Raw genomic sequence first — 25,810 nt, 5'->3', positions numbered from 1 at the left:
GCTGGTTCGCGTTGTGGCAAAACACCTTTGCCGCACACGGCGTGGCTACTGGATTAGAACCTGCCTGGTGCCTACCGTCCTGCTCTAGCGCCGGTGGTTGACATAACTCTCATTCTCAGGTTGAGGGTCAGGGTTGCGGCCCCGGTGGGCAGCACGAGCACATCACGATCAGGAAGGCGGCCACGATGACGCCCCCGCACAACTACCTTGCGGTGATCAAGGTCGTCGGCATCGGCGGCGGCGGCGTGAACGCCGTGAACCGGATGATCGAGGTCGGCCTCAAGGGTGTCGAGTTCATCGCGGTGAACACCGACGCGCAAGCACTGCTCATGTCCGACGCCGACGTCAAGCTCGACATCGGCCGGGAACTGACCCGCGGTCTCGGTGCCGGCGCCGCCCCCGAGGTGGGGCAGAAGGCCGCCGAGGACCACCGCGAGGAGATCGAAGAGGTCATCAAGGGCGCCGACATGGTGTTCGTGACCGCCGGCGAGGGTGGTGGCACCGGCACCGGTGGCGCCCCCGTGGTCGCGCAGATCGCCCGCAAGCTGGGCGCGCTGACCATCGGCGTGGTGACCCGCCCGTTCACTTTCGAGGGTAAACGCCGCGGCAAGCAGGCCGAGGACGGGATCCAGTCGCTGCGCAACGAGTGCGACACGCTGATCGTGATCCCGAACGACCGGCTGCTGCAGCTCGGCGACATCGGCGTGTCCCTCATGGACGCGTTCCGCTCCGCAGACGAGGTGCTGCTGTCCGGTGTCCAGGGCATCACCGATCTGATCACCACGCCCGGTCTGATCAACCTCGACTTCGCCGACGTGAAGAGCGTGATGTCCGGCGCGGGGTCCGCGCTCATGGGCATCGGCTCGGCGCGCGGCGAGGGCCGCGCCATCCAGGCGGCGGAGAAGGCGATCAACTCGCCGCTGCTCGAGGCGTCGATGGACGGCGCCCACGGCGCGCTGCTGTCGATCGCGGGCGGCTCGGACCTGGGCCTGTTCGAGATCAACGAGGCCGCGTCGCTGGTGCAGGAGTCGGCGCACCCCGACGCCAACATCATCTTCGGCACGATCATCGACGACTCCCTCGGCGACGAGGTCCGTGTCACGGTGATCGCGGCCGGCTTCGACGCCGGCGCGCCCACGCACAAGAAGCTCGACCCGCCGGCGTTCGGCTCGCGTTCGGGCGGCACCACGGCGTCGGCCTCGGCCGGGCACGTGGGCGGCTCGCAGCCGCCCGCACCGCCGGGCGGCGCCACGCCGGTGCCGCCGGCGAGCAGCTCCGGCTACCCGGTGGCGCCGCCGCGCACCCAGCCGCCGCTGCCGCAGCCCGGCACCCCGCCGGGCGGCCTGCCCCAGCCGGGCGGCGGCTCGCGCGGCTACTCGCCGATCGGCTCCGGGCCCACGTCCGGCAGCCTGCCGAGCCGTCCGGCCACGGTGCACGACGACCCGTCGGACGACGAGGTCGACGTGCCGCCGTTCATGCGCCGGTAGGAACCCGTTCACCGCGAAGGCCACCTCGACCCGCCGTCGAGGTGGCCTTCGACGTGTTTTGGAAGGATGGCGGGGTGCGAGTACGACGAGTCGTGACGACCAGGGCGGGCGGGGCTTCCCGGCCGCCATACGACAGCTTCAACCTCGGCGACCACGTCGGGGACGAAGAGGGCAACGTCTTCGCGAACCGCAAGCGGCTGGCTTCCGAGCTCGGCCTCGCGGAGGAGCGGCTGGCGTGGATGGAGCAGGTGCACGGCCGCACGGCGACCGTGGTGGACGGCACCGAGACCCGGGCGGCGGAGGCCACCGACGCACTGGTGACGGACAAGCCGGGCGTCGCGCTCGTGGTCCTCGTCGCCGACTGCGTGCCCCTGTTGCTGGCCGACCCCGAGGCGGGCGTGGTGGCGGCGGTGCACGCCGGGCGCGTGGGCGCGCGGATCGGTGTGGTCCCGGCGGCGGTGGAGGCCATGCGCGGCCTCGGCGCCGAACCGGCCCGCATCGAGGCGCTGCTCGGCCCGGCGATCTGCGGCGCGTGTTACGAGGTGCCCGCCGACATGGCGGCCGACGTCGAGAAGCACGTGCCCGGCAGCGCCTGCAAGACCCGCCGGGGCACCACGGGGCTCGACCTGCGCGCCGGGCTGTGGCGTCAGCTGGCCGGGCTCGGCGTCGGGCGCATCGGCGTGGATCCGCGGTGCACGGCGGAGGACAAGACGCTCTTCAGCTACCGGCGCGACGGGACCACCGGCCGGATCGCCGGGATCACGTGGCTGGAGGCGGCATGACTTCACGATCGCCCCGGCCTGCTCGGGCCGCCGACCGGGTGCGGGTGTCCCGCGGAACACTGGAGGCGGCGTGACGAGTGGCGAGAGCGACGTGCGCCGCGAAGAGCTGGCGGCCTCGCTGGCCGCGATCGAGGACCGGATCGCCGCGGCCTGCGCGGCCGCCGGACGGGCGCGTGACGACGTGCGGTTGCTCGCGGTGACCAAGACGTTCCCGGCGTCCGACGCGGCGCTCCTGGTGGATCTGGGACTGCGTTACCTGGCCGAGAACCGTGACCAGGAGGCCGGCCCGAAGGCTTTGGAGGTCGGGCGGCTGCGCCCGGACGCCGCGCCGCGGTGGCACATGGTCGGCAGCCTCCAGCGCAACAAGGCGCGCTCGGTCGTGCGCTGGGCGGCGGAAGTCCAGTCGGTCGACTCGGTGCGCCTGGCCGACGCGCTGGGCCGCGCGGCCGACACCGCGCGTGAGGCGGGGGAGCGGTCCGATCCGCTCGACGTGTTGATCCAGGTGAGCCTCGACGGCGACCCGGCGCGGGGCGGCACCCCCCCGTCCGACGTCGCCGCGCTGGCCGACCACATCACTCACGTGGGGGAACTCAGGTTGCGTGGCGTGATGGCCGTCGCACCCCGGGAAGAGGATCCGGGCAGGGCCTTTGCCCTGCTTGCCCAGGTCTCGGACCGACTTCGCAAAGATCACCCGAATGCCGCGGAAGTCTCCGCCGGGATGAGCCATGATCTCGAACAGGCGATCACGCACGGCTCGACGTGTGTGCGTGTCGGAACCGCGCTGCTCGGTGGACGCGGTTTAGCCTCGCCGTAGGGAGTCCGCGTGGCCGTCACGTTTCGTGATCGGTCGGGTGGGGTAGCACGGTGCGGGAGCGGTTAGGGCTAGGGAGAGGCATGAGCGCGCTGCAGAAGCTGAAGGCCTACTTCGGGATGGTGCCCGCGGACGAGGACGGCTACGACGTCGAGGACGAGGACTACCGGCGTGACTACGACGACGAGTACGAGTCCTACGACGAGCCGCCGGCGCGGTCGCGCTCACGGTACCGTGAGGCCGATGACACGTACGACGAGCCCGCTCCGCGGGCCCGGTCACGATCGGTCACCGCTGCGGAACCGACCACGCACGGCGCTCTCGCCGTGGACCGCCAGCCCGAGCCCGTCGCCCGGCTGCGGCCGGTCACCGAGCCCGTGCGCGCGCCCGTCCGCGATCCGTTGAGCCGCATCACCACGCTGCACCCGACGAGCTACGTCGAGGCGCGCGCGATCGGCGAGCACTACCGCGAGGGTATCCCCGTGATCATCAACCTCACGGAGATGGAGAACGCGGACGCCAAGCGGCTCGTCGACTTCGCCGCGGGGCTCGCGTTCGCGCTCCGGGGGTCGATGGACAAGGTCACCAACAAGGTGTTCCTTCTCTCACCGCCGGATGTCGACGTGACCGCCGAGGATCGCCGGCGGATCGCCGAGGGCGGACTTTTCCTGCGCGGCTGAAGTGCGGCTGAAGCCCGGCGGACCGCTGGGCGCAGCCAGACGTGATTTTGTCGACTCGGCGCCACGCCGGGGCCGCTGGCTGCGACTTCCCCCGGCGTCCCCCGCTAGAGTGGTCGAGTGAATGCTGTGTGGCTGGTGGTCTGGTACGTGCTGTTCGCCTTCTGGCTTCTGTTGACGGCGCGTATCGTGATCGAGCTCGTGCGGACCTTCGCACGAGAGTGGCGTCCCGCCGGAGGGGTTGCGGTCACGCTCGAGACCATCTACACAGTGACCGACCCGCCGGTTCGTCTGTTCAGACGAATGATCCCGATGGTTCGGATCGGCGGGATGGGACTGGACTTATCGATTATGGTGCTGCTGTTGGTTGTGTTCTTCGCGATGCAACTGGCAACTCCCAGGTGATCGGGGAAACTTGGGTGGACCCTGCAGGCCATGGAGTGCGTGAGGTGATCTGATGTCGTTGACCCCCGCTGACGTGCATAACGTCGCGTTCAGCAAGCCGCCCATCGGCAAGAGGGGCTACAACGAGGACGAGGTGGACGCGTTCCTCGACCTGGTGGAGACCGAGCTTGCCCGGTTGATCGAGGACAACAACGAGCTGCGCCAGCAGGTCGAACAGCTCGACAACGAGCTGGAGTCGACCCGTAGCGAGCTCGAGAACGCGAAGGTGAGCGGCCCTCCGCCAGGGAGGGACGAGCCGTCCCGCCGCCTGGCGCCCGTGCCGCCGCCGGCCTCGGCGATGGAGCAGACGCAGGCGCACTCGATGGTCGCCGACAGTGGTGAGCCGAACGTGCAGGCCGCCAAGGTCCTCGGCCTCGCCCAGGAGATGGCCGACCGGCTGACCGCCGAGGCGAAGACCGAGTCCGACGGCATGCTGGCGGAGGCGCGGACCAAGTCCGAGCAGCTGCTTTCCGACGCCAGGGCGAAGTCCGACTCGATGGTCAACGAGGCGCGCACCCGCGCCGAGACCATGCTGAACGACGCGCGCACGCGCGCCGAGACGCTGGAGCGCCAGGCGCGCGACAAGGCGACCACCATGGAACGTGAGTCGCAGCGCAAGTACACCGAGACGATGAACAACCTGAACGCCGAGAAGGGTTCGCTGGGCAAGAAGATCGAAGAGCTGCGCACCATCGAGCGCGAGTACCGCACTCGCCTGCGCGGCTTCCTCGAGTCCCAGCTGCGCGAACTCGACGATCGCGGCTCCGCGGCTCCGGCCTCGGCGTCGTCGAACTCGGGCCAGTCCTCCGGCTCCAACAGCGGCCAGGGCTACTCCTTCGGCCCTCGCGCCGAAGCCGGCTGAGGGTCTTCTTCGCCGCCCGTCTGAGTCTCTGACTTGTTGACGCCCCGCCGGATCCCAGCCACCTGGGATCCGGCGGGGCTTCGTCATGCGCGTCGACGGGCCGGTCGTCCTGCGGTTTCCGCAGTTTCGGTAGTCGGGCAGTGGCAATTCGTGATCGGCGTTTTCGACAGCCCCGGAATGACCCTGCGCATTCGGTGATGGAATGCGCACGGAATGTCGCGGGCGTGAATTCCGGGGTGGGCTTTCGGGCCGGGAAACTGCCCGTTCGGGCTGACCTTGATCAGCAGTTCTTCGGGGTGACCTGGCGATTTTCCGGTCTCGCTTCGCCGTGGTGCGCACGGAGTGCGCCGGCTTGCTCGCGCTGTGCGAGACCGGTGTGCGCCCGGTCCGCTTCGGCGGCCGCGACGCGCCCGGGGCCCGACCCGACTTTCGTGACCTGAGGCTCCCCCCCCGCCGCGCATCCCCGACGCGCCAGACGCGCGAGAGCCGAGGCTCGTTGGGCGTGGCCGGGTGGAGTGGTCCGCCTCGGGCGGTGCGCCCGGCCCGGGTGGCTTCGCGTCGCGGCCGAGTTGTGCGCGCCGGATCAGTGGGAGCCGGGTCGGCTGGGTGAGGGCGGTGGCACACGCTCGGTGGTCGTGGGTGCGGCGGACGCGCGAGAGCTGTGGTTCGTTGGGGGCGTGGCCGGGTGAGGTGATCGGGTCGGCTGGGTCGGGTGGTGCGCCCGGCCCGGGTGGCTTCGCGTCGCGGCCGACTCGTGAGCGCCGCATCGGTGGGAGCGAGTCGGCTGGATGAGCGCGGTGGCACACACTCGGTGGTCCTCGGTGCAGCGGACGCGCGAGAGCTGCGGTTCGTCGGGCGAGTGGCTGGTGCGACGGGGTCAGGTGGTGCGCCCGACGCGGCTGGTGTCGCTGCCGTCGCAGCCGACTCGTGAGGGCCGGGCCGGTGGGGGCGGGTCGGCTGGGCGAGCGCGGTGGCACACGCTCGATGGTCCTGAGTGCGGCGGACGCGCGAGAGCTGTGGTCGTTGCGGCGTGGCCGGATGGTTGATCGGGTGAGCTGGGTCGGATGTGCGCGCGACTCGGCTGGTGTCGCCGCCGTCGCGGCCGACTGGTGAGGACCGGAGCAGATCGCGACCGGCATCTCCCACATGCTCGCCCTGGCGGAGAAGTCGGGAGCGTGGCGGGTGCGGTGCCACTGCCGCGGGGCGATCGACCGCGTGGCGTCGACCCGGCGGAAGCGACCGCGCAACCAGGTGGAACCAAGCCTGCCCGGTCAGTTCGTGGTGTCGGGGTTCGGTGGTTTGTGCGGTTCGGCGCACTGATCGACCGCCTGGCGACTGAGCGGTCGTCGCTGAGGGTGGTGTGGATCTTGCGGGTCGGCGCGACGACGGGGTGGCCACGGTATGCAGCCGGTGCGGTACCCGGCGTGGGCGGGTCGTGACCCGGGATCCGGGTTTCGCGTGCTGTAATTCAGCGTGCTCTACATCGTCCTCGTTCTGGTGCTGGCGGCGCTCGCGCTGCTCGTCACGGCGCTCATCACGGCAAGCTCGCTGTGGGCGTGGGTCTCGATCGGCTTGTCGGTGCTCGCCGGGCTGATCCTGCTCGTGGACTGGCTGCGGCGGCGCAACCGCGCCGAGCCGGGCGGGGCCGAGCCGGCCGTCGAGGACGCCGGAGCGGGCGAGAAGGCCGCCGAGGTCGAGGATTTCGATGCCGAGCAGACCGCCCTGCTGCCTTCGAGGGGCGAGCTCGGCAACCCGGCGGACGTGCCCGAGCCCGTGATCGAGGCGGCACCCGAGGCGGAGTCCGAAACCGCGCCCGCGCCTCAGTCGGCCGAAGCCGCCGCGGACACCTCCACCGAGACCGCGACCAGTGCGAAGGCCGAGACCGCGACCGCCAACGCCGCGACGGCCGAAACCGCGGCAACCGCGACCGCGGCCGCCGCCGAAAAGGCGCCGCCCGTCCGCGAAACACCGCCCGCCGAGGAAGACACGAGCGCGGAGGACCTCGCGGTCGTCAAGGAGCTCGAGGACGAGGTCGTGGTGGTCGACGAGCACCCCCGCTACCACCTCGTCGACTGCCCCTGGCTCTCCGGCCGCGACACCATCCCCATCGGCGTCGGCGAGGCGCGCCAGCTCGGCTTCACCCCGTGCGCGCGCTGCGGCCCCGACGCCGTCCTCGCCGCCGCGCACCGCTGACCCCGGCCGCGCCGCTAGATCCCCAGGATCTCGCCCAGCGCGGCGCTCCCTTCAGGAGTCAGCCGGACCGCGCGGTGGGCCTGCGTGCGGCGACGCAGCCAGCCGGCGTCCAACAGCCGCTCGGCCACAGCCGCACCGAGAGCACCGGCCAGGTGGTGCCGCTGTTCGCTCCAATCCAGACAGAAGCGCAGCAACGGCCGCCGCGCCGAGGAAGCCGCCTCGAGGTCGACGCCCAACGAAGCGAACACCGCCGAGGCCGCGGGCCCCAACGCGTACGGATGATCCTGCAGCTGAGCCGAAATCCGGTCACCCGGCCGCCGCGCAGTGGTCGGGTCACCGTCCACAGTGATCAGTGCGCCGCGCGAAACCAGAGCCGCGGTGATGGCGACGCCCAGGCGGCCGGCGACGTGGTCGTAGCAAGTCCGCGCCGAGCGCAACGCGGCCGCGCGCGTGCCTTCGCGCAGCGAACGGACCGGTCGCGGCGGGGAGAACCGCGCCAACGTCTCCAGCACCTCCGGGGCCGGGCCGGCGAGGCGGTAGAAGCGGTGCCGCCCGGAGCGTTCGGCGGTGACGAGCCCAGCGTCCAGCAGCTTGGCCAGGTGGGAACTGGCGCCCTGCGCCGAAAGACCCGCCTCGGCAGCCAGCACCGACGCGGCCAGCGCGCGGCCGTCGCCCAGGGCGAGCAGCACGCGCACCCGCGCCGGGTCGGCGAAGAGGGCCGCGGTCGCGGCGATGTCGGCGTCTCCGTCCACGACCTCCAGGGTGCACCCGCGACACTTCCACCGCGACGGAAGCGTCCGCGAAGTGCACTGGGGAGCATGAGACCGGCGCTCCTGATCACCCTGTGCACCGGGATGTTCCTGGTGCAGCTCGACGTCACCGTCGTCAACGTCGCCCTCCCCACCCTCGGCGAGCAGCTCCACGCAGGACTCACCGCACTGCAATGGGTCGTCGACGGCTACTCCGTGGTCCTCGCCGCGCTGCTGCTCGTGGGCGGGGCGCTCGGCGACGTCCTCGGCCACCGCGGGGTGGTGCTCACAGGGCTGGTGGGGTTCGGCGCCGCGTCCGCCGCGTGCGGGTTCGCCCGGTCCGCGTCCTGGCTGATCGCGGCGCGGGCCGGCCAGGGGATCGGCGCCGCGCTGCTGCTGCCCGGCACGCTCGCCGTGATCAACCGAAGCTGCCCGGATCCGAGCAGCAGAGCCCGCGCACTCGGCGTCTGGGCCGGCGTGTCAGCGCTCGCCTTGCCCGCCGGCCCGCTGCTCGGCGGGGCGCTCGTCTCCCTCGCCGGCTGGCGGTCCGTCTTCCTGCTCAACGTGCCGATCGTCGTGGCAGCGGCGCTCGCCGTCCGAAAGATGGTCGAACCCGGTGCCCGCGCAGCCGGCCGCGTCGACGTGCCCGGCGCCGCCACGGCCGCCCTCGCCCTCGGCGCCGGCGTCTACGCTGTCATCGGCCACCGGCCCGTCGCCGCCGTCATCGCCGTGGCAGCGGCCGCGACCTTCCTCGTCATCGAGCACCGCTCCGCCGACCCGATGCTGCCCTTGGCCCTGCTCGAATCCCGCCGCACCGCCGGCGCCACCATCGTCTCCGCCGCCATGAACTTCGTCGGCCTCGGCACGGTCCTCGTCTTCACTCTTTACCTGCAGAGGGTGCTGCACCTGACACCGATCGACGCAGGACTCGCCCTGCTCCCGCTCTTCCTGCCCCTCGTCCTGCTCGGCCCGCTCAGCGGCCGCCTCACCGCGAAACTCGGCCCCCGCCCGTCGATCATCGCCGGACTCCTTCTCGGCGCAGTCGGCCTCGGCGCACTCCTGCGCGTGGACACGGCAACTGCCTACCCCACCCTTCTGCCCGCGCTCCTCGGTCTCGGTGCCGGCATGGGCCTGCTCACCGCCGCCGTCGTCACGGCCGCCGTCACCGACGCGCCCCGCGACCGCGCGGGCGTCGCGGGCGGGATCAACAACGCCGCCCGCCAAGCCGCCGGAGCCCTCGGCGTCGCCGTTTTCGGCGCCGTCGCGGGAGATCCGGCGAACCACCCGGCCTTCGTCCACGGCCTCCACACCCTCGGCGTCGCCGCCGCCGCGCTGTGGCTCGCCGCGGCGGCCCTCGCCGCCGTGACGACCGGACCCCGGACCCGCGCCGGTGCGACTGGAGCAGGTTGACCCCCGAGGAGTCGGGGCACGTCTTGAGCTGGCTGGCTGTGCATGTTGTCCCTGATCCCTGACCTGTCACCTCTCTTGGCGTGGCTCTGCATCGTCCTCACGGTCTTGAACACGCCCAGTGCTGTGCTCTACTGGACCGCGTACGTCCGCGGCCGCCGCGCACACCGGTGACGACCGGACCCGGGCCACCGCAAACGCGGTTGCGCACCCGGGCTAACCTGGTACCAGCAAGGCGTCGATCCGGCCATCACCGGGGAGCCTCCGGAAGAACAGGGCGCACGCGTCCCCAGTAGACCCGGACGGGGCGGCCCGTCACAGCCGACGAACGAGTGGCCCGGCAGCGAGATCGCCGGGCAAGCGGGGTGGTACCGCGTGACGCGTGAGCGTCTCGTCCCCGTGTGGGTGACCGGTAGGCGCCGGTCGTCCGTACGCGAGCGACGAACGCAAGGAGCGCACCCCGATGTACCCGAAGGCCCAGCTCGACGGAGAGACCGGAGACACCGCGGTCCCGTCGCAGCCGTCGTTTCCCGCGCTGGAGCAGCGCGTGCTCGAGTACTGGGAGACGGACCGGACGTTCCAGGCCTCGATCGCCGCGCGCCCGGCCGGCGAGAACGGCGACAACGAGTACGTGTTCTACGACGGCCCGCCGTTCGCCAACGGCCTGCCGCACTACGGGCACCTGCTGACCGGGTACGTGAAGGACATCGTCCCGCGCTACCAGACGATGAAGGGCAAGCACGTCGACCGCCGGTTCGGCTGGGACACCCACGGCCTGCCCGCCGAGCTGGAGGCGATGCGCCAGCTGGGCATCACGGAGAAGGAAGAGATCGAGGCGATGGGGGTCGCCAAGTTCAACGAGGCCTCCCGCGAGTCCGTGCTGCGCTACACCAAGGAGTGGGAGGAGTACGTCACCCGCCAGGCGCGCTGGGTCGACTTCGACAACGACTACAAGACGCTCGACCTGCCCTACATGGAGTCGGTCATCTGGGCGTTCAAGCAGCTGTGGGACAAGGGGCTGGTGTATGAGGGCTACCGCGTGCTGCCCTACTGCTGGCGGGACGAGACGCCGTTGTCCAACCACGAGCTGCGCATGGACGACGACGTCTACCGCACCCGCCAGGACCCGGCCGTCACGGTCGGGTTCCGCTTGGATGGCAACGGGAACGAGCTCGACGGCACGTACCTGCTCATCTGGACGACCACGCCGTGGACGCTGCCCTCGAACCTCGCCACCGCCGTGCACCCCGAGGTGCGGTATGTGGTGGTGGAGAGCGAGAACTTCCCCGGCAAGCGGTTCCTGCTCGCCGAAGCCCGCGTCGGCGCGTACGCGCGCGAGCTCGGCGAAGAGCCGACGGTCGTGGCGCACTACACCGGCGCTCAGCTGCTCGGAAACCGTTACGCCCCACCGTTCCCGTACTTCCTCGGCCGCGAGAACGCGCACCGGGTCCTGTCGGCGGACTACGTCACGACCGAAGACGGCACCGGCGTCGTGCACATCGCGCCCGCCTACGGTGAAGAGGACAAGGTCGTCACCGACGCCGCGGGCATCACGCCGGCCACCCCGGTCGACGCGCGGGGCCGCTTCGACGCGACCGTGCCCGACTACGAGGGCCAGCAGGTGTTCGAGGCCAACCCGAACATCATCCGCGACCTCAAGAACGGCACGGGTTCCGCCGCCCAGCAGGGCCCGATCCTGCTGCGTCACGAGACCTACGAGCACCCGTACCCGCACTGCTGGCGCTGCCGCAACCCGCTGATCTACCGCGCGGTGTCGTCGTGGTTCGTCGCGGTGACGCAGTTCAAGGACCGTATGGTCGAGCTCAACCAGCAGATCACGTGGTACCCGGACAACGTCAAGGACGGCCAGTTCGGCAAGTGGCTGGAGAACGCCCGCGACTGGTCGATCTCCCGCAACCGCTACTGGGGTTCGCCGATCCCCGTGTGGCAGTCGGACGACCCGACTTACCCGCGCACGGACGTCTACGGCTCGCTCGACGAGCTGGAGCGCGATTTCGGCGTGCGCCTGGACAACCTGCACCGCCCGTACATCGACGAGCTGACCCGGCCCAACCCGGACGACCCGACCGGAAAGTCGACCATGCGCCGGGTACCGGAGGTGCTCGACGTGTGGTTCGACTCGGGTTCGATGCCCTACGCCCAGGTGCACTACCCGTTCGAGAACGCCGAGTGGTTCGAGCACCACTACCCGAGCGACTTCATCGTGGAGTACATCGGGCAGACGCGCGGCTGGTTCTACCTGCTGCACGTGCTCGCGACGGCGCTGTTCGACCGGCCCGCGTTCCGCACCTGCATCAGCCACGGCATCGTGCTCGGTTCCGACGGGCAGAAGATGTCGAAGTCGCTGCGGAACTACCCGGACGTGACCGAGGTGTTCGACCGCGACGGGTCCGACGCCATGCGGTGGTACCTCATGGCGTCCCCGATCCTGCGCGGCGGCAACCTCGTCGTCACCGACCGGGGCATCCGCGACGCCGTGCGCCAGGCCGTGCTGCCGCTGTGGAACTCGTACTACTTCCTCGCCCTCTACGCCAACGCCGAGGGCGTGGAAGGCCAGTGGCGGACGGATTCGACGCACCTGCTCGACCGGTACGTGCTCGCGAAGACCCACGAGCTCGTCACGGACGTCGAGTACGCGCTGGACAACTACGACATCGCCGGTGCGTGCCAGACCGTGCGCGACTTCCTCGAGGTGCTCACCAACTGGTACGTGCGCCGCTCGCGCGACCGCTTCTGGGCGGGTGACCAGGACGCGATAAACACGCTGCACACGGTGCTCGAGGTGACCTCCCGCGTCGTCGCGCCGCTGCTGCCGCTCACGACCGAGACGGTGTGGCGCGGCCTCACCGGCGGCCGGTCGGTGCACCTGACCGACTGGCCGAGCTCGCTCGACCTGCCGGCCGACGCGGCACTGGTCACGGCCATGGACCGCGTGCGGCAAGTGGCGTCGACGGCGCTCTCGCTGCGCAAGTCCAACAAGCTGCGTGTGCGGCTGCCGCTGGCGAAGCTGCTGGTCGCGGCGGAGGACGTGGAGGCGCTGCGCGAGTTCACCGACATCCTGCGCGACGAGGTGAACGTGAAGTCGGTGGAGCTGACCACTGACGTCGCGGCGCACGGCTCGTTCGAGGTCGCCGTGAACGCGCGGGCGGCCGGGCCACGGCTGGGCAAGGACGTGCAGAAGGTCATCAAGGCCGTGAAGGCCGGCGACTGGACCACGAACCCGGGCGGCGCCGTGGTGGCCGCCGGGGTCGAGCTGCTCGAAGGCGAGTACGAGCGGCGTCTCGTGGCGAAGGACGGCGGCGCGGCCGCCGAGCTGCCGGGCGGGAGCGGGCTGGTGCAGCTCGACACCGAGGTCACGGCGGATCTGGCCGACGAGGGCGTCGCCCGTGACCTGGTGCGCGTGGTGCAGCAGGCCCGCCGCGAGGCCGGCCTCGACGTGTCCGACCGTATCGCGCTCACGATCGAGGCGCCGGAGGAGGTCGTGGCCGCGGTGCGCAAGTTCGAGGAGTTCGTGGCCTCGGAAACGCTGGCGACCTCCGTGACCTACGGCGACGCTCCCGACGGCTTCGAGGGCACTGTCGGTGACGGTGTGAAGGTCTGCGCGGCGGTCGAGAAGGCGTAGCGAACCGGCCTTCCCGGCGTTGATCACGAATCGGCGTCGGGAAGGCCGCTTTCTCACCTGTACTGCGCCGATTGTCGCCAAGCCGACCACAGCCATGGCGGAAACTGTTGCTTGAGATGGTCGCGCGCACCTGGGTGTCCGCCTGCTTTTGGCCGGGTTGGTAACGCCCCTTGCCCGCCAGCGATGGGCAAGCTGGGCCGGGTGCGCGCACGCCGCACGGGCCTGGGGGGAGAGTCGCAAGTGAGTCCTGCCGGAAAGAGAGCCGTCCTCATCGGTGGCGCGGTCGTGATGGTCGCGATCGTCGCCGTGGCGGTGGTGCTGCTGACCGGCGGTTCGCCGGCGCCCGAGGCGGCGGCCGAGCCGACCGCGACCTCGGCCGCGGCGGGGCCGGTCGCCCCGGATCCGACGTCGGCAGCGCAGCTCTACCTGAAGGACGTCGCGGCCGAGCAGACCGACGAGGCCAGCCTGCTCACCGACAACCCGCACGACGCGGCCGCCGCACTGCGCGACGCCTGGTACACGCTCAAACCGACCGGGCTGCAGGCCAAGCTGGGCAAGGTGGCCGAGCCCGCCGCGGGCGCGGCCAAGACCACCGCCGCGTACACCCTGACCTGGGACCTCGGCCCCGGCCACGTCTGGTCGTACGACGGCAGCCTCGACCTCGTGCACTCCGGCGACAGCTGGCGCGTGCACTGGACCCCCGCCGCGCTGCACCCGAAGCTGCAGGCCGGGCAGCGGCTCGTGATCGCGACCGCGCCGGCCGACGAAGCCGTGGTGGTGGACCGCGACGGCAAGCCGGTGGTCATCAGCGGGCCGGGCGGCACACACCTCGATCCCGCCGCGAAGTTCCCGCTGCTGACGCAGGCGCTGACCGGGCAGGGCACTTCGTCGCCGTCCGACACCTTCGCGGTCCAGCGGGTCGACACCTCGGGCAAGGCGCTGGAGACGCTCTTCGGCAAGACCGAGAGCGGGCAGCAGGCGGTGAAGTCCACGGTGAGCATCTCCGTGCAGAACGCGGCCCAGGCGGCCGTCGACTCCTACCGCGGCAAGGCCGTGATCGTGGCGATCCAGCCGTCCAACGGCGGGGTGCTGGCGGTGGCGCAGAACGCCGCGGCGGGCACGAGCCCCTCGGCGCTGCACGGCCTGTACGCGCCGGGTTCGACGTTCAAGATCGCGACCGCGACGGCGGCACTGGAAGCCGGCATCGTCACGAAGGACTCGCAGGTGGCGTGCCCGCTCACGGCGCGGATCGGCACCCGCACGATCTCCAACGAGGGCTTCGACCTCGGCACCACCACGGTGCACCGCGCGTTCGCGCATTCGTGCAACACCTCCTTCGGCCAGCTCGCCTCGCAGCTGCCGCCGGACGCGCTCGCCGGCGCCGCGAGCCAGTACGGCCTCAACGCCGACTTCGACATCCCCGGCCTCACCACCGAGATGGGCAAGGTCGGTGCCGCCGGCAGCGCCGACGAGCAGGTGGAGGAGGGCATCGGCCAGGGCACGGTGCAGGTGAGTCCCTTCGGCGAGGCGGTGATGGCCGCGACGGTGGCCGCGGGCAAGGCGGTGACGCCGAAGCTGTGGCTGGACGCTTCGTCGGCCACGACTGTGAACGAGGGCTACCGAGCGCCGCCGGCGAGCGTGCTGGCCTCGGTGCGCGCGATGATGCGCGAGGTCGTCACGGGCGGCACCGCGACCGGCCTGGCGCGCTCGGGCACCGTGTACGGCAAGACCGGCACCGCGCAGTTCGGTGACGGCGCCGAGGCGCACGGCTGGTTCGTGGGCTACCGCGGCGACGTCGCGTTCTGCGTGTTCCTGGAGGGCGGCAACGACTCCGGCCCGGCCGTGACGCTCGGCGCGAAGTTCCTCGCCGGCGTGAAGTAGCGCTTCGGCGCCGGCCGAAGCGTCGGGCTCCTACGGTGGGGGCATGGAGACCGTCGCGCTGGCCGAGGTGGCCGCGGTGCTCGCCGACCCGAGCCGGGCGACGATGTGCCTCGCCTTGCTGGACGGGCGCGCCTGGACGATCGGGGAACTGGCCGCGGCGGCGCGGATCGCGGTGTCGACCGCCAGCGAACACGTCACCCGGCTGCACGACGCCGGGTTCGTCGCCCGGGTGAAGCAGGGCCGGCACGCGTACGTCCGCATTGCCGACCCGCGCGTGGCCGAGCTCGTCGAGCACCTGGCGCAGCACGCCGAGCATCGCGAACCGGTCGGGCTGAAGGCAACGCTGCGCACGCAGCGGCTGAGTTTCGCGCGCAGCTGCTACGACCACCTCGCGGGCACCGTCGGTGTGGCGCTGCGGGAGGGTTTGATCGCGAAGGGGATCGTCGACACCGGCGACGGCCTGACGCTGACCGCGGCCGGGCGCGAGGTGCTCGGCGAGCTCGGTGTCGCCGTGCCGGAGCGCGGGCGGCGCCCGCTGCTGCGCGACTGTCTGGATTGGACGGAGCGGCGCGACCACCTCGCCGGCGCCGTGCCCGCGGCGATCCTGGCGCGGGCCGTCGACGCGGGGTGGGTGACCCGGGACCGGCAGCGCGCGGTGCGGTTGAGGCCGGCCGGGGAGAATCCGTTCGCGGCGCTCGGTGTCGATCTGGCGACACTGGGTGGCAGCCGAGTGTCCTGCAGCGCCGTTGGTCATCCATCCGACCACAGTCACGGCGGGAATGGTTGCACGAATCGGTGAAGTCCGGTCGCGAGCCCGCCTGCCTTGGGCCGGATTGATAACACACCACTTGTCCGAGTTGTCCAGCGGTGCACGAACGAGTGAACGCCCCCGTCTCACTATTCTGGAAGCCCACGGCGACCGGGAGGGGCGGAGATGAACCAGCTTCCCCTGGTGCTCGGCGTCGGCGGAGTGGTGCTGCTCGCGTCGGTGGTCGCCGTGCGCGTGTCGATCCGGCTGGGCCTGCCCTCGCTGCTGCTGTACCTCGGCATCGGCGTGGCGTTGGGCGAATCGGGCATCGGTATCCAGTTCGACAACCCCGGCCTGACGCAGTCGCTCGGGCTCGCCGCGCTCGTCATGATCCTCACCGAAGGCGGGCTCACCACGCGGTGGCAGGCCGTGAAACCCTCGCTGGGGCCAGGGATCCTGCTGTCCACAGTGGCCGTGGTCGTGAGCATTGCGGTGACCGGCGCGGCGCTGCACTGGCTGCTCGGGCTCGACTGGCGGCTCGCGCTGCTGTGGGGTTCGGTGCTGGCGTCGACCGACGCGGCGGCGGTGTTCTCGGTGCTGCGTTCGGTGGGGCTGCGCCCGAAGCTCGTCGGCGCGCTGGAGCTGGAGTCCGGCGTCAACGACGCGCCCGCGTACATCGCGGTGATCGCGCTCGCGTCGGGTGCCACAGTGGACTGGACCCTGCCGCTGTTGGTTGTTTACGAGCTCGCCGCCGGGCTCGTCCTCGGCTTGCTGTTCGGCTGGCTGGGCGCGATGGCGCTGCGCCGGGCGGCGCTGCCGGCCACCGGCCTCTACCCGCTGGCGACGGTGGCCGTGTGCATCCTCGCGTACTCCTCCGGCCAGCTGGCCCACGCGTCCGGGCTGCTCGCTACGTACGTCGCGGGGCTGGTGCTGGGCAACTCCAAGCTGCCGCACCGCTCCGACACACTCTCGTTCGCCGAAGGCCTCGGCTGGCTCGCGCAGATCGGACTGTTCGTGCTGCTCGGGCTCTTCGCGTCGCCGAGCCGGCTGCTGGAGGCACTGGTGCCCGGCCTCGTCGCGGGCGCGGTGGTGCTGCTGCTCGCGCGGCCGCTGTCGGTGGTGATCTCGCTGCTGCCGTTCCGGCTGCCGTGGCGGGAGCAGACCTTCCTCTCGTGGGCGGGCCTGCGCGGAGCCGTGCCGATCGTGCTCGCGATGATCCCGCTCTCGCAGGGCCTGCCCGGCGCGCAACGGCTCGTCGACGCCGTGTTCGTGCTGGTCATCGTGCTCACGCTGCTGCAGGGGGCGACGCTCGGGCCGTTCGCGCGCGGGCTCGGGCTCACGAAGAGCGCCGAGGCCCAGGAGATCGAGGTCGACGCCGCCCCGCTCGACGAGCTCGGCGCCGAGCTGCTGCAGGTGCGCATCCGGAAGGGCTCGAAGCTGCACGGCGTGTACATCTCCGAGCTCGGCCTTCCGGCCGGCGCCACCGTGAGCCTGGTGGTCCGTCACGGCTCCGGGTTCACGCCGCAGAAGACCAGCCGCCTGCAGGAGGACGACCAGCTGCTGGTGGTCACCACTGCCGGGGTCCGCGACGCGACCGAGCGCCGGATCCGCGCTGTCGACCGGGCCGGGCGGCTCGCGCGCTGGCGCGGTGAGCTGGGCCGCTGAGTCACCGCAGCGAGGCGAGCACGGGCTCCAGGTTCCGCGGCGCGTGCCACAGCGGCAGCCGCAGGTGGGTCCGGAAGCCGTCGTAGACCGAAAACGCGGGCCCTGGCGCCAGTTTCACCCCGGCGACGAGGGCGCGCTGCGCCAGGCGCACGGCGTCTTCGCCGGTGTCGGCCCACAGTCCGGTACCGCCGGCCGGCGTCGTCCAGCGCCAGTGCGGGAACACGCGGCCGAGCACGTCCACAGTGGACTCCCAGCGCGCGGCGAGCAGAGCGCGCCGCGCCTCGCGGGCCTCCGCGACACGGCGCAGCAACCCGGCGGCCAGCAGCTGGTCGACGACCGAGCAGCCGAGGTCGATCGCCTTGCGAGCCTCGGTCAGCCGCGCGACCGTCGGCGCGTCCGCGCGGATCCACCCGATCCGCACGCCGCCCCAGAACAGCTTCGACGCGGTGCCGATGCTCACCAGCAGCTCCGGCGGCACGTGCGCGGCCAGCCCCGGTGCCGGTCCGCGGAACGCCAGGTCGGCGCTGCTGCGGTCCTCCACCGTGCGCAGGCCGGCGGCGGTGATCAGCTTCCCGAGCTCGCGCCGCGCGGGCGCGGGCATGCGCTCACCGGTCGGGTTGTGCACGGACGGCTGGCAGTACAGCAGCGCGGGGGAGCGGCGCAGCGCCGCTCGCAGCTGGTCGCGGTCGATCCCGTCGGCGGTCCAGCGGATGCCCCGCAGCCGGGTCCCGGCCCCGGCGAACGCTTCGAGCGCGCCGCGGTAGCTCGGTTCCTCGACCACGACCAGGTCGCCCGCCGTGACCAGCGTGTTCGCCACGAGCCACACGGCCTGCTGGGCGCCCGCGGTCACCAGGACCTGCTCCGGGGCGGTGGGCACGCCGTCGTCGGTGAGCAGCCGGGCGATCGTGGCCCGCAGCCGTGGGATGCCGGCGGGGAAGTAGCCGTCGGTGCCGAGGTAGGGCTCCAGGTCGGCGGGGCCGAGCGCGGCCAGCGCGTCCGCGGTCAGGGCCGAGCCGGGCAGGGCACCGCTCGACAGGTCGGCCGGGGCGGCCGAGCCGGTGAACGAAACGAGCCGGCCACCCGGCACGCCCGGGCCACCGGGCTGGCGCCGGCGCACCCGCGAACCGGAGCCGGCCTCGGCCGTGAGCCGCCCGCCGGCCGCCAGCTGGTCGTACGCCGAGGTCACCGTGCCCCGGGAGACGCCCAGCGCTCGCGCGAGCGGCCGTTGCGCGGGCAGGACCGCGGCTTCGGGCAGCACGGCGGAGTCGACCAGCTCGGCCAGTGTGGCGGCGAGCGCGGCGGGGAGCGTGGGGGCGCCGCCGCGCCAGGCGCCGAGCAGCCGAACCAGTTCGGCGGCCGTGACCCGGTGCATGGGCGCCTCCTTCACCAGCCAGTTTGGACCACTTCCGGCGAACTGGCCCAGCGGCCGCGCCCGGGCCGGGGCGACGATGGCGGACATGGCCACGGTCTGCCTCGTCGGCACCCTCGACACGAAACACGCCGAATACGACTGGCTGCGCACCCGCCTCGAAGTCGACGGCGTGCACACGCTGCTGGTGGACGCCGGTTCAGTCCGGTCGGACGGAGCCGACGTGCCGGCCGACGAGGTGGCCCGCGCCGCGGGCGTCGACCTCGCTTCGCTCTCCCGCGATCGCGGGCAAGCCGTGGAGACGATGGCGCGCGGTGCGGCGGTGACCGTCCGGCGGCTGTTCGACGAGGGCCGCGTCGACGCCGTCCTGGCGGTCGGCGGCTCGGGCGGGTCCTCGATCGCGGCGGCGGTGATGCGCGAGCTGCCGGTGGGCGTGCCGAAGCTGCTGGTCTCCACCATGGCGTCCGGCGACGTCCGCCCGTACGTGGGCGAGACCGACGTGACGCTGATGTACTCCGTGGTCGACATCGCGGGGCTCAACGCGGTGTCGAAGACCGTGCTGGGCAACGCGGCGGCCGCGATCGCCGCCATGGCCCGCCACCACGACACCGGCCGCGAAACCACCGATCGGCCCGTGGTCGCGGTGACGATGTTCGGCGTCACCACACCCGCCGCCGACGAGGCCCGCGCCGAGCTGGAACAGCTCGGCTACGAGGTGCTCGTGTTCCACGCGACCGGCTCCGGCGGCCGCGCGATGGAGAAGCTCGTGACCGACGGCCTGCTCGCCGGTGTCCTCGACCTGACCACGACGGAGCTGGCCGACGAGCTCGTCGGCGGCGTGCTCTCCGCGGGCCCGCACCGGCTGGAGGCGGCCGGGCGCGCGGGCCTGCCGCAGGTCGTCAGCGTCGGCGCGCTCGACATGGTCAACTTCGGCCCGGCCGACACCGTGCCCGAGCGGTTCGCGGACCGGAACCTGCTGGTGCACAACCCGACCGTCACGCTGATGCGGACGACCCCGGAGGAGTCCGCTCGGCTGGGCACGCTGCTCGGACGCAAACTCCGGGCGGCGCAAGGGCCCGTCTCGGTGTTCCTGCCGCTCGGCGGAGTGTCCGCTGTGGACGTTCCGGACGGCCCGTTCCACGACCCGGCGGCCGACGCCGAGCTGTTCGCCCACCTCACGGAAGCGCTGTCCGGTGGCACGGCGACCGTGACACGGCGCGAAGAAGCCATCAACGACGCCGGGTTCGGTGCGGCCGCCGCGCGGGAACTGCACCGGCTCATCGGGGAAGGGAGGTCCTGACGTGGACCGCGAACGAGCGCTCGCCCGGCTCACCGCCGCGGTGGCCGAAGGCCGGCCTGTGATCGGTGGCGGCGCGGGCACCGGCCTGTCCGCCAAGGCCGCCGAGGCGGGCGGCATCGACCTGCTGATCATCTACAACTCCGGCCGCTACCGCATGGCCGGCCGCGGGTCGCTCGCCGGGCTGCTGGCCTACGGCGACGCCAACGGCATCGTCGTGGACATGGCGCGCGAGGTGCTCCCGGTCGTGCGCGACACACCGGTGCTGGCCGGGGTCAACGGCACCGACCCGTTCCGCCTGATGGGCCCGTTCCTCGACGAGCTCAAGCGGATGGGGTTCGCCGGCGTGCAGAACTTCCCGACCGTCGGGCTGATCGACGGTGTGTTCCGCCAGAACCTCGAAGAGACCGGCATGGGCTACGGCCTGGAGGTCGACCTCGTCGCGCTGGCCCGCGAACGCGATCTGCTGACCGCGCCGTACGTGTTCGACCCCGAGCAGGCCGCCGACATGACCCGCGCGGGAGCCGACGTGCTCGTGCCGCACCTCGGGCTCACCACCAGCGGCACGATCGGCGCGCGGACGGCCGTCACGCTCGACGAGGCCGTCACCCGTGTGCAGGTGATGCACGACGCGGCCAAGCGGGTGAACCCGGACGTGCTTGTGCTGTGCCACGGCGGCCCGATCGCCGAGCCCGCGGACGCGCAGTACGTGCTCGACCGCACTGAGGGGATCGTCGGTTTCTTCGGCGCTTCCTCGATCGAACGGCTCCCGGCCGAGCGCGCGATCCGCGAGCAGACGGAGGCCTTCCGCGCGCTGCGGCGGTGATCGCCGGTCTGTGAGCGCCGTCTCAGCTCGCGGGACACCTCTGGCGTCACCGGGCGTCGTTCGGCTACCTTCATCAACAGGTCATGAGTGCCAGCGTTCAGCCCCGGCTTGCTGGCCGGCAACCCTCCTACCGCGGTGGGGTGCCCCGGGTGAAGACCGGGCCGGTCGCGTTGTGCGGCAGGCAAGCGCGGGCCCCTCGCCGGGGTCCCCCGGACTGCCGAGGAGGCACCGCCATGACACTCGCTCTGGACCGTACCGCTGCAAACACCGAACCCGTTGCGCCGCAGGGCATTCCCGGCGTCGCGGGCGCGGCGCTGCGAGTGCCGCTGGTGACCGGCGGCGAGATCGGCTACGCGAACCTCGACCACGCGGCGAGCGCGCCGTGTCTCGACGCGGTCCGCTCCGCGGTCGACGAGTTCCTGCCCTGGTACGCCAGCGTGCACCGCGGCGCGGGCTTCGCTTCGCAGGTATCCACGCGCCTTTACGAGCGCACGCGCGACATCCTGCGCCGGTTCGTCGACGCGCGCGCCACCGACACCGTCGTGTTCACGCGCAACACCACGGATTCCTTCAACCTGCTGGCGCGATCGCTGCCGCGGCGCACGTCCGTGGTCGTGTTCGACACCGAGCACCACGCGGCCCTGCTGCCTTGGCGGGGCCCGAATGTGCGCCGCGTGCAGCTGCCGCGCACGCGCCTGGCCGCGGTGTCCGTTGTGGACGAAGCGCTCGCCGCCTGCCCCGAGGGGCCGCGGCTCGTGGTGGTGACCGGAGCGTCCAACGTGACCGGTGAGCTGCTGCCGGTGGCCGAGATCGCCGCCGTGGCCCGGAAGCACGGCGCCCGCGTGGCGCTGGACGCCGCGCAGCTCGCACCGCACCGCCGGATCTCCCTGCGGGAGCTGGACGTCGACTACGTCGCCCTCTCGGGGCACAAGCTCTACGCGCCCTTCGGGGCCGGTGCGCTCATCGGCCGGTCCGACTGGCTGCGCGCCGCCGAACCGTACCTCGCCGGCGGGGGAGCGACGAAGCTCGTGACCCCCGAGGCCGTGGTGTGGAACACCGGCGCCGAGCGGCACGAGGCCGGCTCGCCGAACACTGTCGGCGTGTACGCGCTCGGCGTCGCGTGCGAGCGGCTGGCCGCGAACTGGGCCGCCGTGGGCGAGCACGAGGCCACGCTGCTGGAACGGCTGCGCAAGGGCCTGGCCGGTGTGCCCGGCTGCGCCGAGCTGCGCCTGTTCGACGCGCCGGTGGACCGCGTGGGCACGGTGAGCTTCGTCGTCGACGGCTTCGAACCCGGCTGGCTCGCCGCGGTCCTCTCGGCCGAATACGGCATCGGTGTTCGCGACGGCGCGTTCTGCGCCCACGTCGCCACCAAGCGCCTCATCGGCGAGTGCGGCCGCGACGGGCAGCAGGCCGTGCGCGTGAGCCTCGGCCTGGGCAGCACCGAGGAGCACGTGGACCGCCTCGTGCTCGCGCTGCGCCAGATCGTCGCCCGCGGCGCCCGCTGGGAGTACACGAAGGTCGACGGCCGCTGGGCGCCGGTGGGGGACCCGCGGGAGCTTCCGCCGTTCTGCGCCTGAGCCCGCTCGCTAGGCTCCCCGCATGGGGAGAGCGTGGGGGTTCTGGGTTCCGTTGGCGGTGCTGGGTTTCGCCGAGCTGATCCTGGCCGCGGTGCAGCTCGTGACCGCCGAGCACGGGGCGCACGGCGTGTTCGTCGACCTGTACTCGGGTCCGGTGCACCGGGTTCCGGGAGGACTGCTCGGCCCCGGTCCCGGCGGCCTGCAGTTCCTCACGCAGGACCAGGTGCCGTTGCTTCCGTCGACGTACGCGACGGCGCTCGGCTGGCCGATCGCGCTCGCTGTGGTGGTGGCGCTCGTCCTGGCCGGGTACGCGCGCCGGGGCCGCCTCGAGCACCGGCCGGTTCGCCGCCCTCCTCGCCGGGGGCGTGCTCCCCGTGCCGGTGCTGGACCTGGTCGCGTTCGGCTGGCTCGACCTCGACGCCCGACGTGCGCGGACCCGCGCTGGCGACGCTGGGGCTGGTGGTGCTCGCGTGGTACGAGCGCAGCGCCGTCGTGCTAGTGGTCGCGGTGGTCTTCGCCCTGGTAGCGGCCGTGGTGCTGCCCGGTCTCGGCGGAGTTGTGCCGTCGGGCGCGATGCTGCTGGCGACGGCGTTCGCCGTGGTCGCCGGACCCGCGAAGTGGCGGTCACGGCCTGCCGCCGCGACCGGGTGAGCCCGGGGCGTGGACAATGGGGATGTGAGCACCGAGTCCTCCTCGTCCGAACCCGGCCTGTCCGAAGGCGCGAAGCCCGCCGATGCCCCCGAACCGGCGGTGACCGGCGACGTGGCTCCCGAGGAGCCCGCCGCCGAGAAGGCGCCCGTGGTGCTGCCCAAGCGCCGGGTCGGGCTGGTGTTCGCGGTCGCGGCCCTGATCTGGGCGATCGACCTGGTGTCGAAGAACCTCGTGGCGGCCAACCTCGAAGGCAAGGAGCCCGTGCGCATCCTCGGCGGCCTCATCTACTTGCAGGTGATCCGCAACCCCGGCGCCGCGTTCTCGATGGCCACGGGCATGACGTGGGTGCTCGCACTGGTCGCGGCGGCCGTGGCCGTCGCCATCATCTGGCTCTCGCGACGGCTGCGCAGCGTCGGCTGGGCCATCGGCCTCGGCCTGGTGCTCGCGGGCGCGCTCGGCAACCTCACCGACCGCATCTTCCGGGCCCCCGGCCCGCTGCGCGGCCACGTCATCGACTTCATCTCGGCCTTCGCCCCCAACGGCGAGGGCTTCGCGATCTTCAACATCGCCGACTCCGCGATCTGCTGCGGCGGCGTGCTCATCGTCCTGCTGTCGCTGCTGGGCAAGGACTACGACGGCACCTCGACCCGTGACAAGAACAGCAAGAAGGAGACCGCGTGACCGCGCGCCTGCTGCCCGTCCCCGACGGGCTCGACGGCATGCGCGTCGACGCCGGCCTCGCCAAGCTGCTGGGCCTGTCCCGCACGGTCGTTGCGGAGCTCGCCGAGGCCGGTGACGTGCTGGTGGACGGCCGGCCCGCCGGCAAGTCCGACCGCCTGACCGCCGGTGGCCTGCTCGAAGTGACGCTGCCGGAGCCGGAGTCCCCGATCCAGGTCATCGCCGAGCCCGTGGCGGGCATGAAGATCCTCCACGACGACGACGACATCGTGGTGATCTCCAAGCCGGTGGGCGTCGCGGTGCACCCCAGCCCCGGCTGGACCGGGCCGACGGTCGTCGGCGGGCTCGCCGCCGCGGGCCTGCGCATCTCGACGTCGGGCGCCGCCGAGCGCCAGGGCGTGGTGCACCGGCTCGACGCGGGCACCACCGGTGTGATGGTGGTGGCCAAGAGCGAGCACGCGTACACGGTGCTCAAGCGCGCGTTCAAGGAGCGCACGGTCGACAAGGGCTACCACGCCGTGGTCCAGGGCCACCCGGACCCGACGCGCGGCACCATCGACGCGCCGATCGACCGCCACCCGCGCCACGACTACAAGTTCGCCGTGGTCGCGGGCGGGCGCCCGAGCGTGACGCACTACGAGGTGGTGGAGGCGTTCCGAGCCGCGTCGCTGGCCCACGTGAAGCTCGAGACGGGCCGCACGCACCAGATCCGCGTGCACTTCTCCGCGCTGCGCCACCCGTGCGTGGGCGACCTGACCTACGGCGCCGACCCGGTGCTGGCGCGCCACCTCGGCCTCACGCGGCAGTGGCTGCACGCCCGCACCCTCGGCTTCGCGCACCCGGCCGACGGCCGCTGGGTCGAGTTCGAGGCGGAGTACCCCGACGACCTCGCCCGCGCGCTGGAGATCCTGTGCGAGGAGAGCTACTAGCCCTCGACGGCCCAGATCAGTGTGCGGTCGTCCGGCTCCGGGCGGGGGCTCCAGCGCACCGAGACCACACGCGTCGCGTCCGGGAGGACGTAAACGGTGTGGCCGCCGAGCGTCTCGCCGGGCCGCACGCCGATCTTGTGCGGCGGCCGGGAGGTCAGCGACACGGGCGCCTTGGCGACCGTCGTGCCGTCGGCCGTGACGAGCTCGAGGTAGTTGTCCGGCAGCGACGCGAAGGGCACGTTGCCGCGGTTGGTGATCTCGGTGTGCACGACCACCGCCCGCTCGCCGGCGTCGAGCCGGTAGCCGGCGGCGCCGAACAGATAGTCGGCCGGGTCCTGCACCTCCAGCAGCTGCACGGTGAGCTGCTCGCCTTCGAGCCCCTGCGTCGGCAGTGTCTCGCCGATCCGGCCGTGTCTGCCCTCGGCGGGGCCCGCGCGGCGCGGCTCGTCACCGCGGGCCCAGGACGCGGTCTGCGGCACGCCCCACGTGCTCAGCGCGGGGTCGAGCGGCGGTGGTCCCGGCACGGCCGGGTGCGCGCCCGACGGCAGGCCGTAGGGACCCGAGGGCACGCCGTACGGCCCGGACGGCACGCCGTGCACGGGTCCGGACGGTCCACCGTGGACGGACGGGGCACCCGGCGTTCCGGGTCCGTTCCCCGGCCGCGGAACGGGGGCGCTCGGCGGAGCCGCGGCCGGAAACCCTTGTTCCGTCGGCATCCCCGGGCCCGCTCCGGCCGGCAGGCCCGGGCCGGGCCGTCCGCCGGGCGCGGCGACGGGCATCGCCCCCGAGGGCGGCTGGGCCTGCTGCCACGACGGCGGCGCTCCCGCGATCGCCGCCCGCAGCCCGGCCGGATCGCTCTCGACGCCCACGAGCAGCGGCAACCCGCTGCCGGACAAGGCAACCAGGCGGTAGGCGACTTCACGCGGATCCATGCCCACCTTCGCGGCGAGGTCGTGCACGGCCGTTTTGCCCAGCTCGGCGAGGGCGGCGAGCAGGCGGACATCGGCGGGATCGGTCACGGCCACGCGGGGAACGCTACCGTCCGGGCGACTCCGGCCGCGGCAAGGCGGGGGCCGGAGTCGCCCGGTCCGGTGGTCGGAGCCCGGTTTCGGTGCTCTGGGCATCAGGAACGGT

Annotated in this window: 22 protein-coding genes and 1 riboswitch; of the genes, 19 read left to right on the top strand and 3 right to left on the bottom strand. The window is 72.4% G+C overall.

Translation table 11 applies throughout. The features are described 5' to 3' along the window. The first annotated feature begins 185 nt into the window (after positions 1 to 185). The 7 genes from ftsZ to AB0F91_RS29100 all read left to right on the top strand — a co-directional run bounded on the left by ftsZ (position 186) and on the right by AB0F91_RS29100 (position 7,256). A complete protein-coding gene (gene ftsZ, locus AB0F91_RS29130) occupies positions 186 to 1,487 on the top strand; it encodes a cell division protein FtsZ (protein WP_360602494.1) in 1,302 nt (433 codons plus the stop codon). A gap of 74 nt (positions 1,488 to 1,561) precedes the next feature. Continuing rightward, entirely contained in the window at positions 1,562 to 2,269 is a 708-nt protein-coding gene (gene pgeF, locus AB0F91_RS29125) for a peptidoglycan editing factor PgeF (protein ID WP_360602492.1), read from the top strand. Between the two features lie 70 nt (positions 2,270 to 2,339). After that, positions 2,340 to 3,083 (top strand): YggS family pyridoxal phosphate-dependent enzyme, encoded by a 744-nt coding sequence (locus AB0F91_RS29120; RefSeq protein WP_360602489.1) that lies wholly within the window; start codon positions 2,340 to 2,342, stop codon positions 3,081 to 3,083. A gap of 80 nt (positions 3,084 to 3,163) precedes the next feature. Further along, positions 3,164 to 3,760, top strand: coding sequence for a cell division protein SepF (gene sepF / locus AB0F91_RS29115; protein ID WP_360602487.1), 597 nt, complete (start codon positions 3,164 to 3,166; stop codon positions 3,758 to 3,760). A gap of 126 nt (positions 3,761 to 3,886) precedes the next feature. Next, a complete protein-coding gene (locus tag AB0F91_RS29110; RefSeq protein WP_091616814.1) occupies positions 3,887 to 4,162 on the top strand; it encodes a YggT family protein in 276 nt (91 codons plus the stop codon). A 52-nt stretch (positions 4,163 to 4,214) separates the two neighbouring features. Beyond that, on the top strand, positions 4,215 to 5,063 hold the full coding sequence (locus tag AB0F91_RS29105) for a DivIVA domain-containing protein (protein WP_360602485.1): 849 nt from the start codon (positions 4,215 to 4,217) through the stop codon (positions 5,061 to 5,063). 1,473 nt (positions 5,064 to 6,536) lie between these two features. After that, entirely contained in the window at positions 6,537 to 7,256 is a 720-nt protein-coding gene (locus AB0F91_RS29100) for a hypothetical protein (RefSeq protein WP_360602483.1), read from the top strand. 14 nt (positions 7,257 to 7,270) lie between these two features. Here the strand turns inward: AB0F91_RS29100 and AB0F91_RS29095 are convergent, their stop codons facing one another. Next, positions 7,271 to 8,008, bottom strand: a complete 738-nt coding sequence (locus tag AB0F91_RS29095) for a metalloregulator ArsR/SmtB family transcription factor (RefSeq protein WP_360602481.1) — start codon at positions 8,006 to 8,008, stop codon at positions 7,271 to 7,273. A gap of 66 nt (positions 8,009 to 8,074) precedes the next feature. Between AB0F91_RS29095 and AB0F91_RS29090 the strand changes: the two genes are divergently transcribed. The 5 genes from AB0F91_RS29090 to AB0F91_RS29070 all read left to right on the top strand — a co-directional run bounded on the left by AB0F91_RS29090 (position 8,075) and on the right by AB0F91_RS29070 (position 17,349). Further along, positions 8,075 to 9,415, top strand: coding sequence for an MFS transporter (locus AB0F91_RS29090; RefSeq protein WP_360602479.1), 1,341 nt, complete (start codon positions 8,075 to 8,077; stop codon positions 9,413 to 9,415). A 460-nt stretch (positions 9,416 to 9,875) separates the two neighbouring features. Beyond that, complete coding sequence (gene ileS, locus AB0F91_RS29085; RefSeq protein WP_360602477.1) at positions 9,876 to 13,055, top strand: isoleucine--tRNA ligase; 3,180 nt, start codon at positions 9,876 to 9,878, stop codon at positions 13,053 to 13,055. Between the two features lie 240 nt (positions 13,056 to 13,295). Next, positions 13,296 to 14,936, top strand: coding sequence for a penicillin-binding transpeptidase domain-containing protein (locus AB0F91_RS29080; RefSeq protein ID WP_360602475.1), 1,641 nt, complete (start codon positions 13,296 to 13,298; stop codon positions 14,934 to 14,936). A gap of 43 nt (positions 14,937 to 14,979) precedes the next feature. Further along, a complete protein-coding gene (locus AB0F91_RS29075) occupies positions 14,980 to 15,735 on the top strand; it encodes a helix-turn-helix domain-containing protein (RefSeq protein WP_360602473.1) in 756 nt (251 codons plus the stop codon). A gap of 135 nt (positions 15,736 to 15,870) precedes the next feature. Beyond that, positions 15,871 to 17,349: a potassium/proton antiporter gene (locus tag AB0F91_RS29070; RefSeq protein ID WP_360602471.1), complete on the top strand. Its 1,479-nt coding sequence runs from the start codon at positions 15,871 to 15,873 to the stop codon at positions 17,347 to 17,349. Between the two features lies 1 nt (position 17,350). Here the strand turns inward: AB0F91_RS29070 and AB0F91_RS29065 are convergent, their stop codons facing one another. Further along, positions 17,351 to 18,721 (bottom strand): PLP-dependent aminotransferase family protein, encoded by a 1,371-nt coding sequence (locus tag AB0F91_RS29065; RefSeq protein WP_360602469.1) that lies wholly within the window; start codon positions 18,719 to 18,721, stop codon positions 17,351 to 17,353. A gap of 85 nt (positions 18,722 to 18,806) precedes the next feature. On the opposite strand from AB0F91_RS29065, the gene AB0F91_RS29060 reads away from it, so the two are divergent. From AB0F91_RS29060 to AB0F91_RS29030, 7 genes are all read left to right on the top strand, one after another. Then, positions 18,807 to 20,018, top strand: a complete 1,212-nt coding sequence (locus AB0F91_RS29060; protein WP_360602467.1) for a Tm-1-like ATP-binding domain-containing protein — start codon at positions 18,807 to 18,809, stop codon at positions 20,016 to 20,018. A 1-nt stretch (position 20,019) separates the two neighbouring features. Next, positions 20,020 to 20,841, top strand: coding sequence for a phosphoenolpyruvate hydrolase family protein (locus tag AB0F91_RS29055; protein WP_360602465.1), 822 nt, complete (start codon positions 20,020 to 20,022; stop codon positions 20,839 to 20,841). 79 nt (positions 20,842 to 20,920) lie between these two features. Beyond that, positions 20,921 to 21,035, top strand: a riboswitch (SAM riboswitch). 39 nt (positions 21,036 to 21,074) lie between these two features. Then, positions 21,075 to 22,418, top strand: a complete 1,344-nt coding sequence (locus tag AB0F91_RS29050) for an aminotransferase class V-fold PLP-dependent enzyme (RefSeq protein ID WP_360602463.1) — start codon at positions 21,075 to 21,077, stop codon at positions 22,416 to 22,418. Positions 22,419 to 22,440: 22 nt separating this feature from the next. Further along, positions 22,441 to 22,917 carry a hypothetical protein gene (locus AB0F91_RS29045; RefSeq protein ID WP_360602461.1) on the top strand — a complete coding sequence of 159 codons (477 nt, stop codon included), beginning with the start codon at positions 22,441 to 22,443 and terminating at the stop codon, positions 22,915 to 22,917. After that, a complete protein-coding gene (locus AB0F91_RS29040; protein ID WP_360602459.1) occupies positions 22,878 to 23,069 on the top strand; it encodes a hypothetical protein in 192 nt (63 codons plus the stop codon). Before AB0F91_RS29045 ends, AB0F91_RS29040 begins: the two co-directional genes overlap by 40 nt. 111 nt (positions 23,070 to 23,180) lie before the next feature. Next, positions 23,181 to 23,750: a signal peptidase II gene (gene lspA / locus AB0F91_RS29035; protein WP_360602734.1), complete on the top strand. Its 570-nt coding sequence runs from the start codon at positions 23,181 to 23,183 to the stop codon at positions 23,748 to 23,750. Next, positions 23,747 to 24,676: an RluA family pseudouridine synthase gene (locus AB0F91_RS29030; RefSeq protein WP_360602457.1), complete on the top strand. Its 930-nt coding sequence runs from the start codon at positions 23,747 to 23,749 to the stop codon at positions 24,674 to 24,676. Before lspA ends, AB0F91_RS29030 begins: the two co-directional genes overlap by 4 nt. On the opposite strand, the gene AB0F91_RS29025 is transcribed toward AB0F91_RS29030, so the two are convergent. Then, positions 24,673 to 25,701, bottom strand: coding sequence for an AsnC family protein (locus tag AB0F91_RS29025; protein WP_360602455.1), 1,029 nt, complete (start codon positions 25,699 to 25,701; stop codon positions 24,673 to 24,675). The genes AB0F91_RS29030 and AB0F91_RS29025 overlap by 4 nt on opposite strands. Between the last annotated feature and the right edge of the window lie 109 nt (positions 25,702 to 25,810).

The sequence above is a fragment of the Amycolatopsis sp. NPDC023774 genome (assembly GCF_040639695.1).
Lineage (GTDB): Bacteria > Actinomycetota > Actinomycetes > Mycobacteriales > Pseudonocardiaceae > Amycolatopsis.
This window is presented reverse-complemented; position numbering and strand designations above follow the sequence as displayed.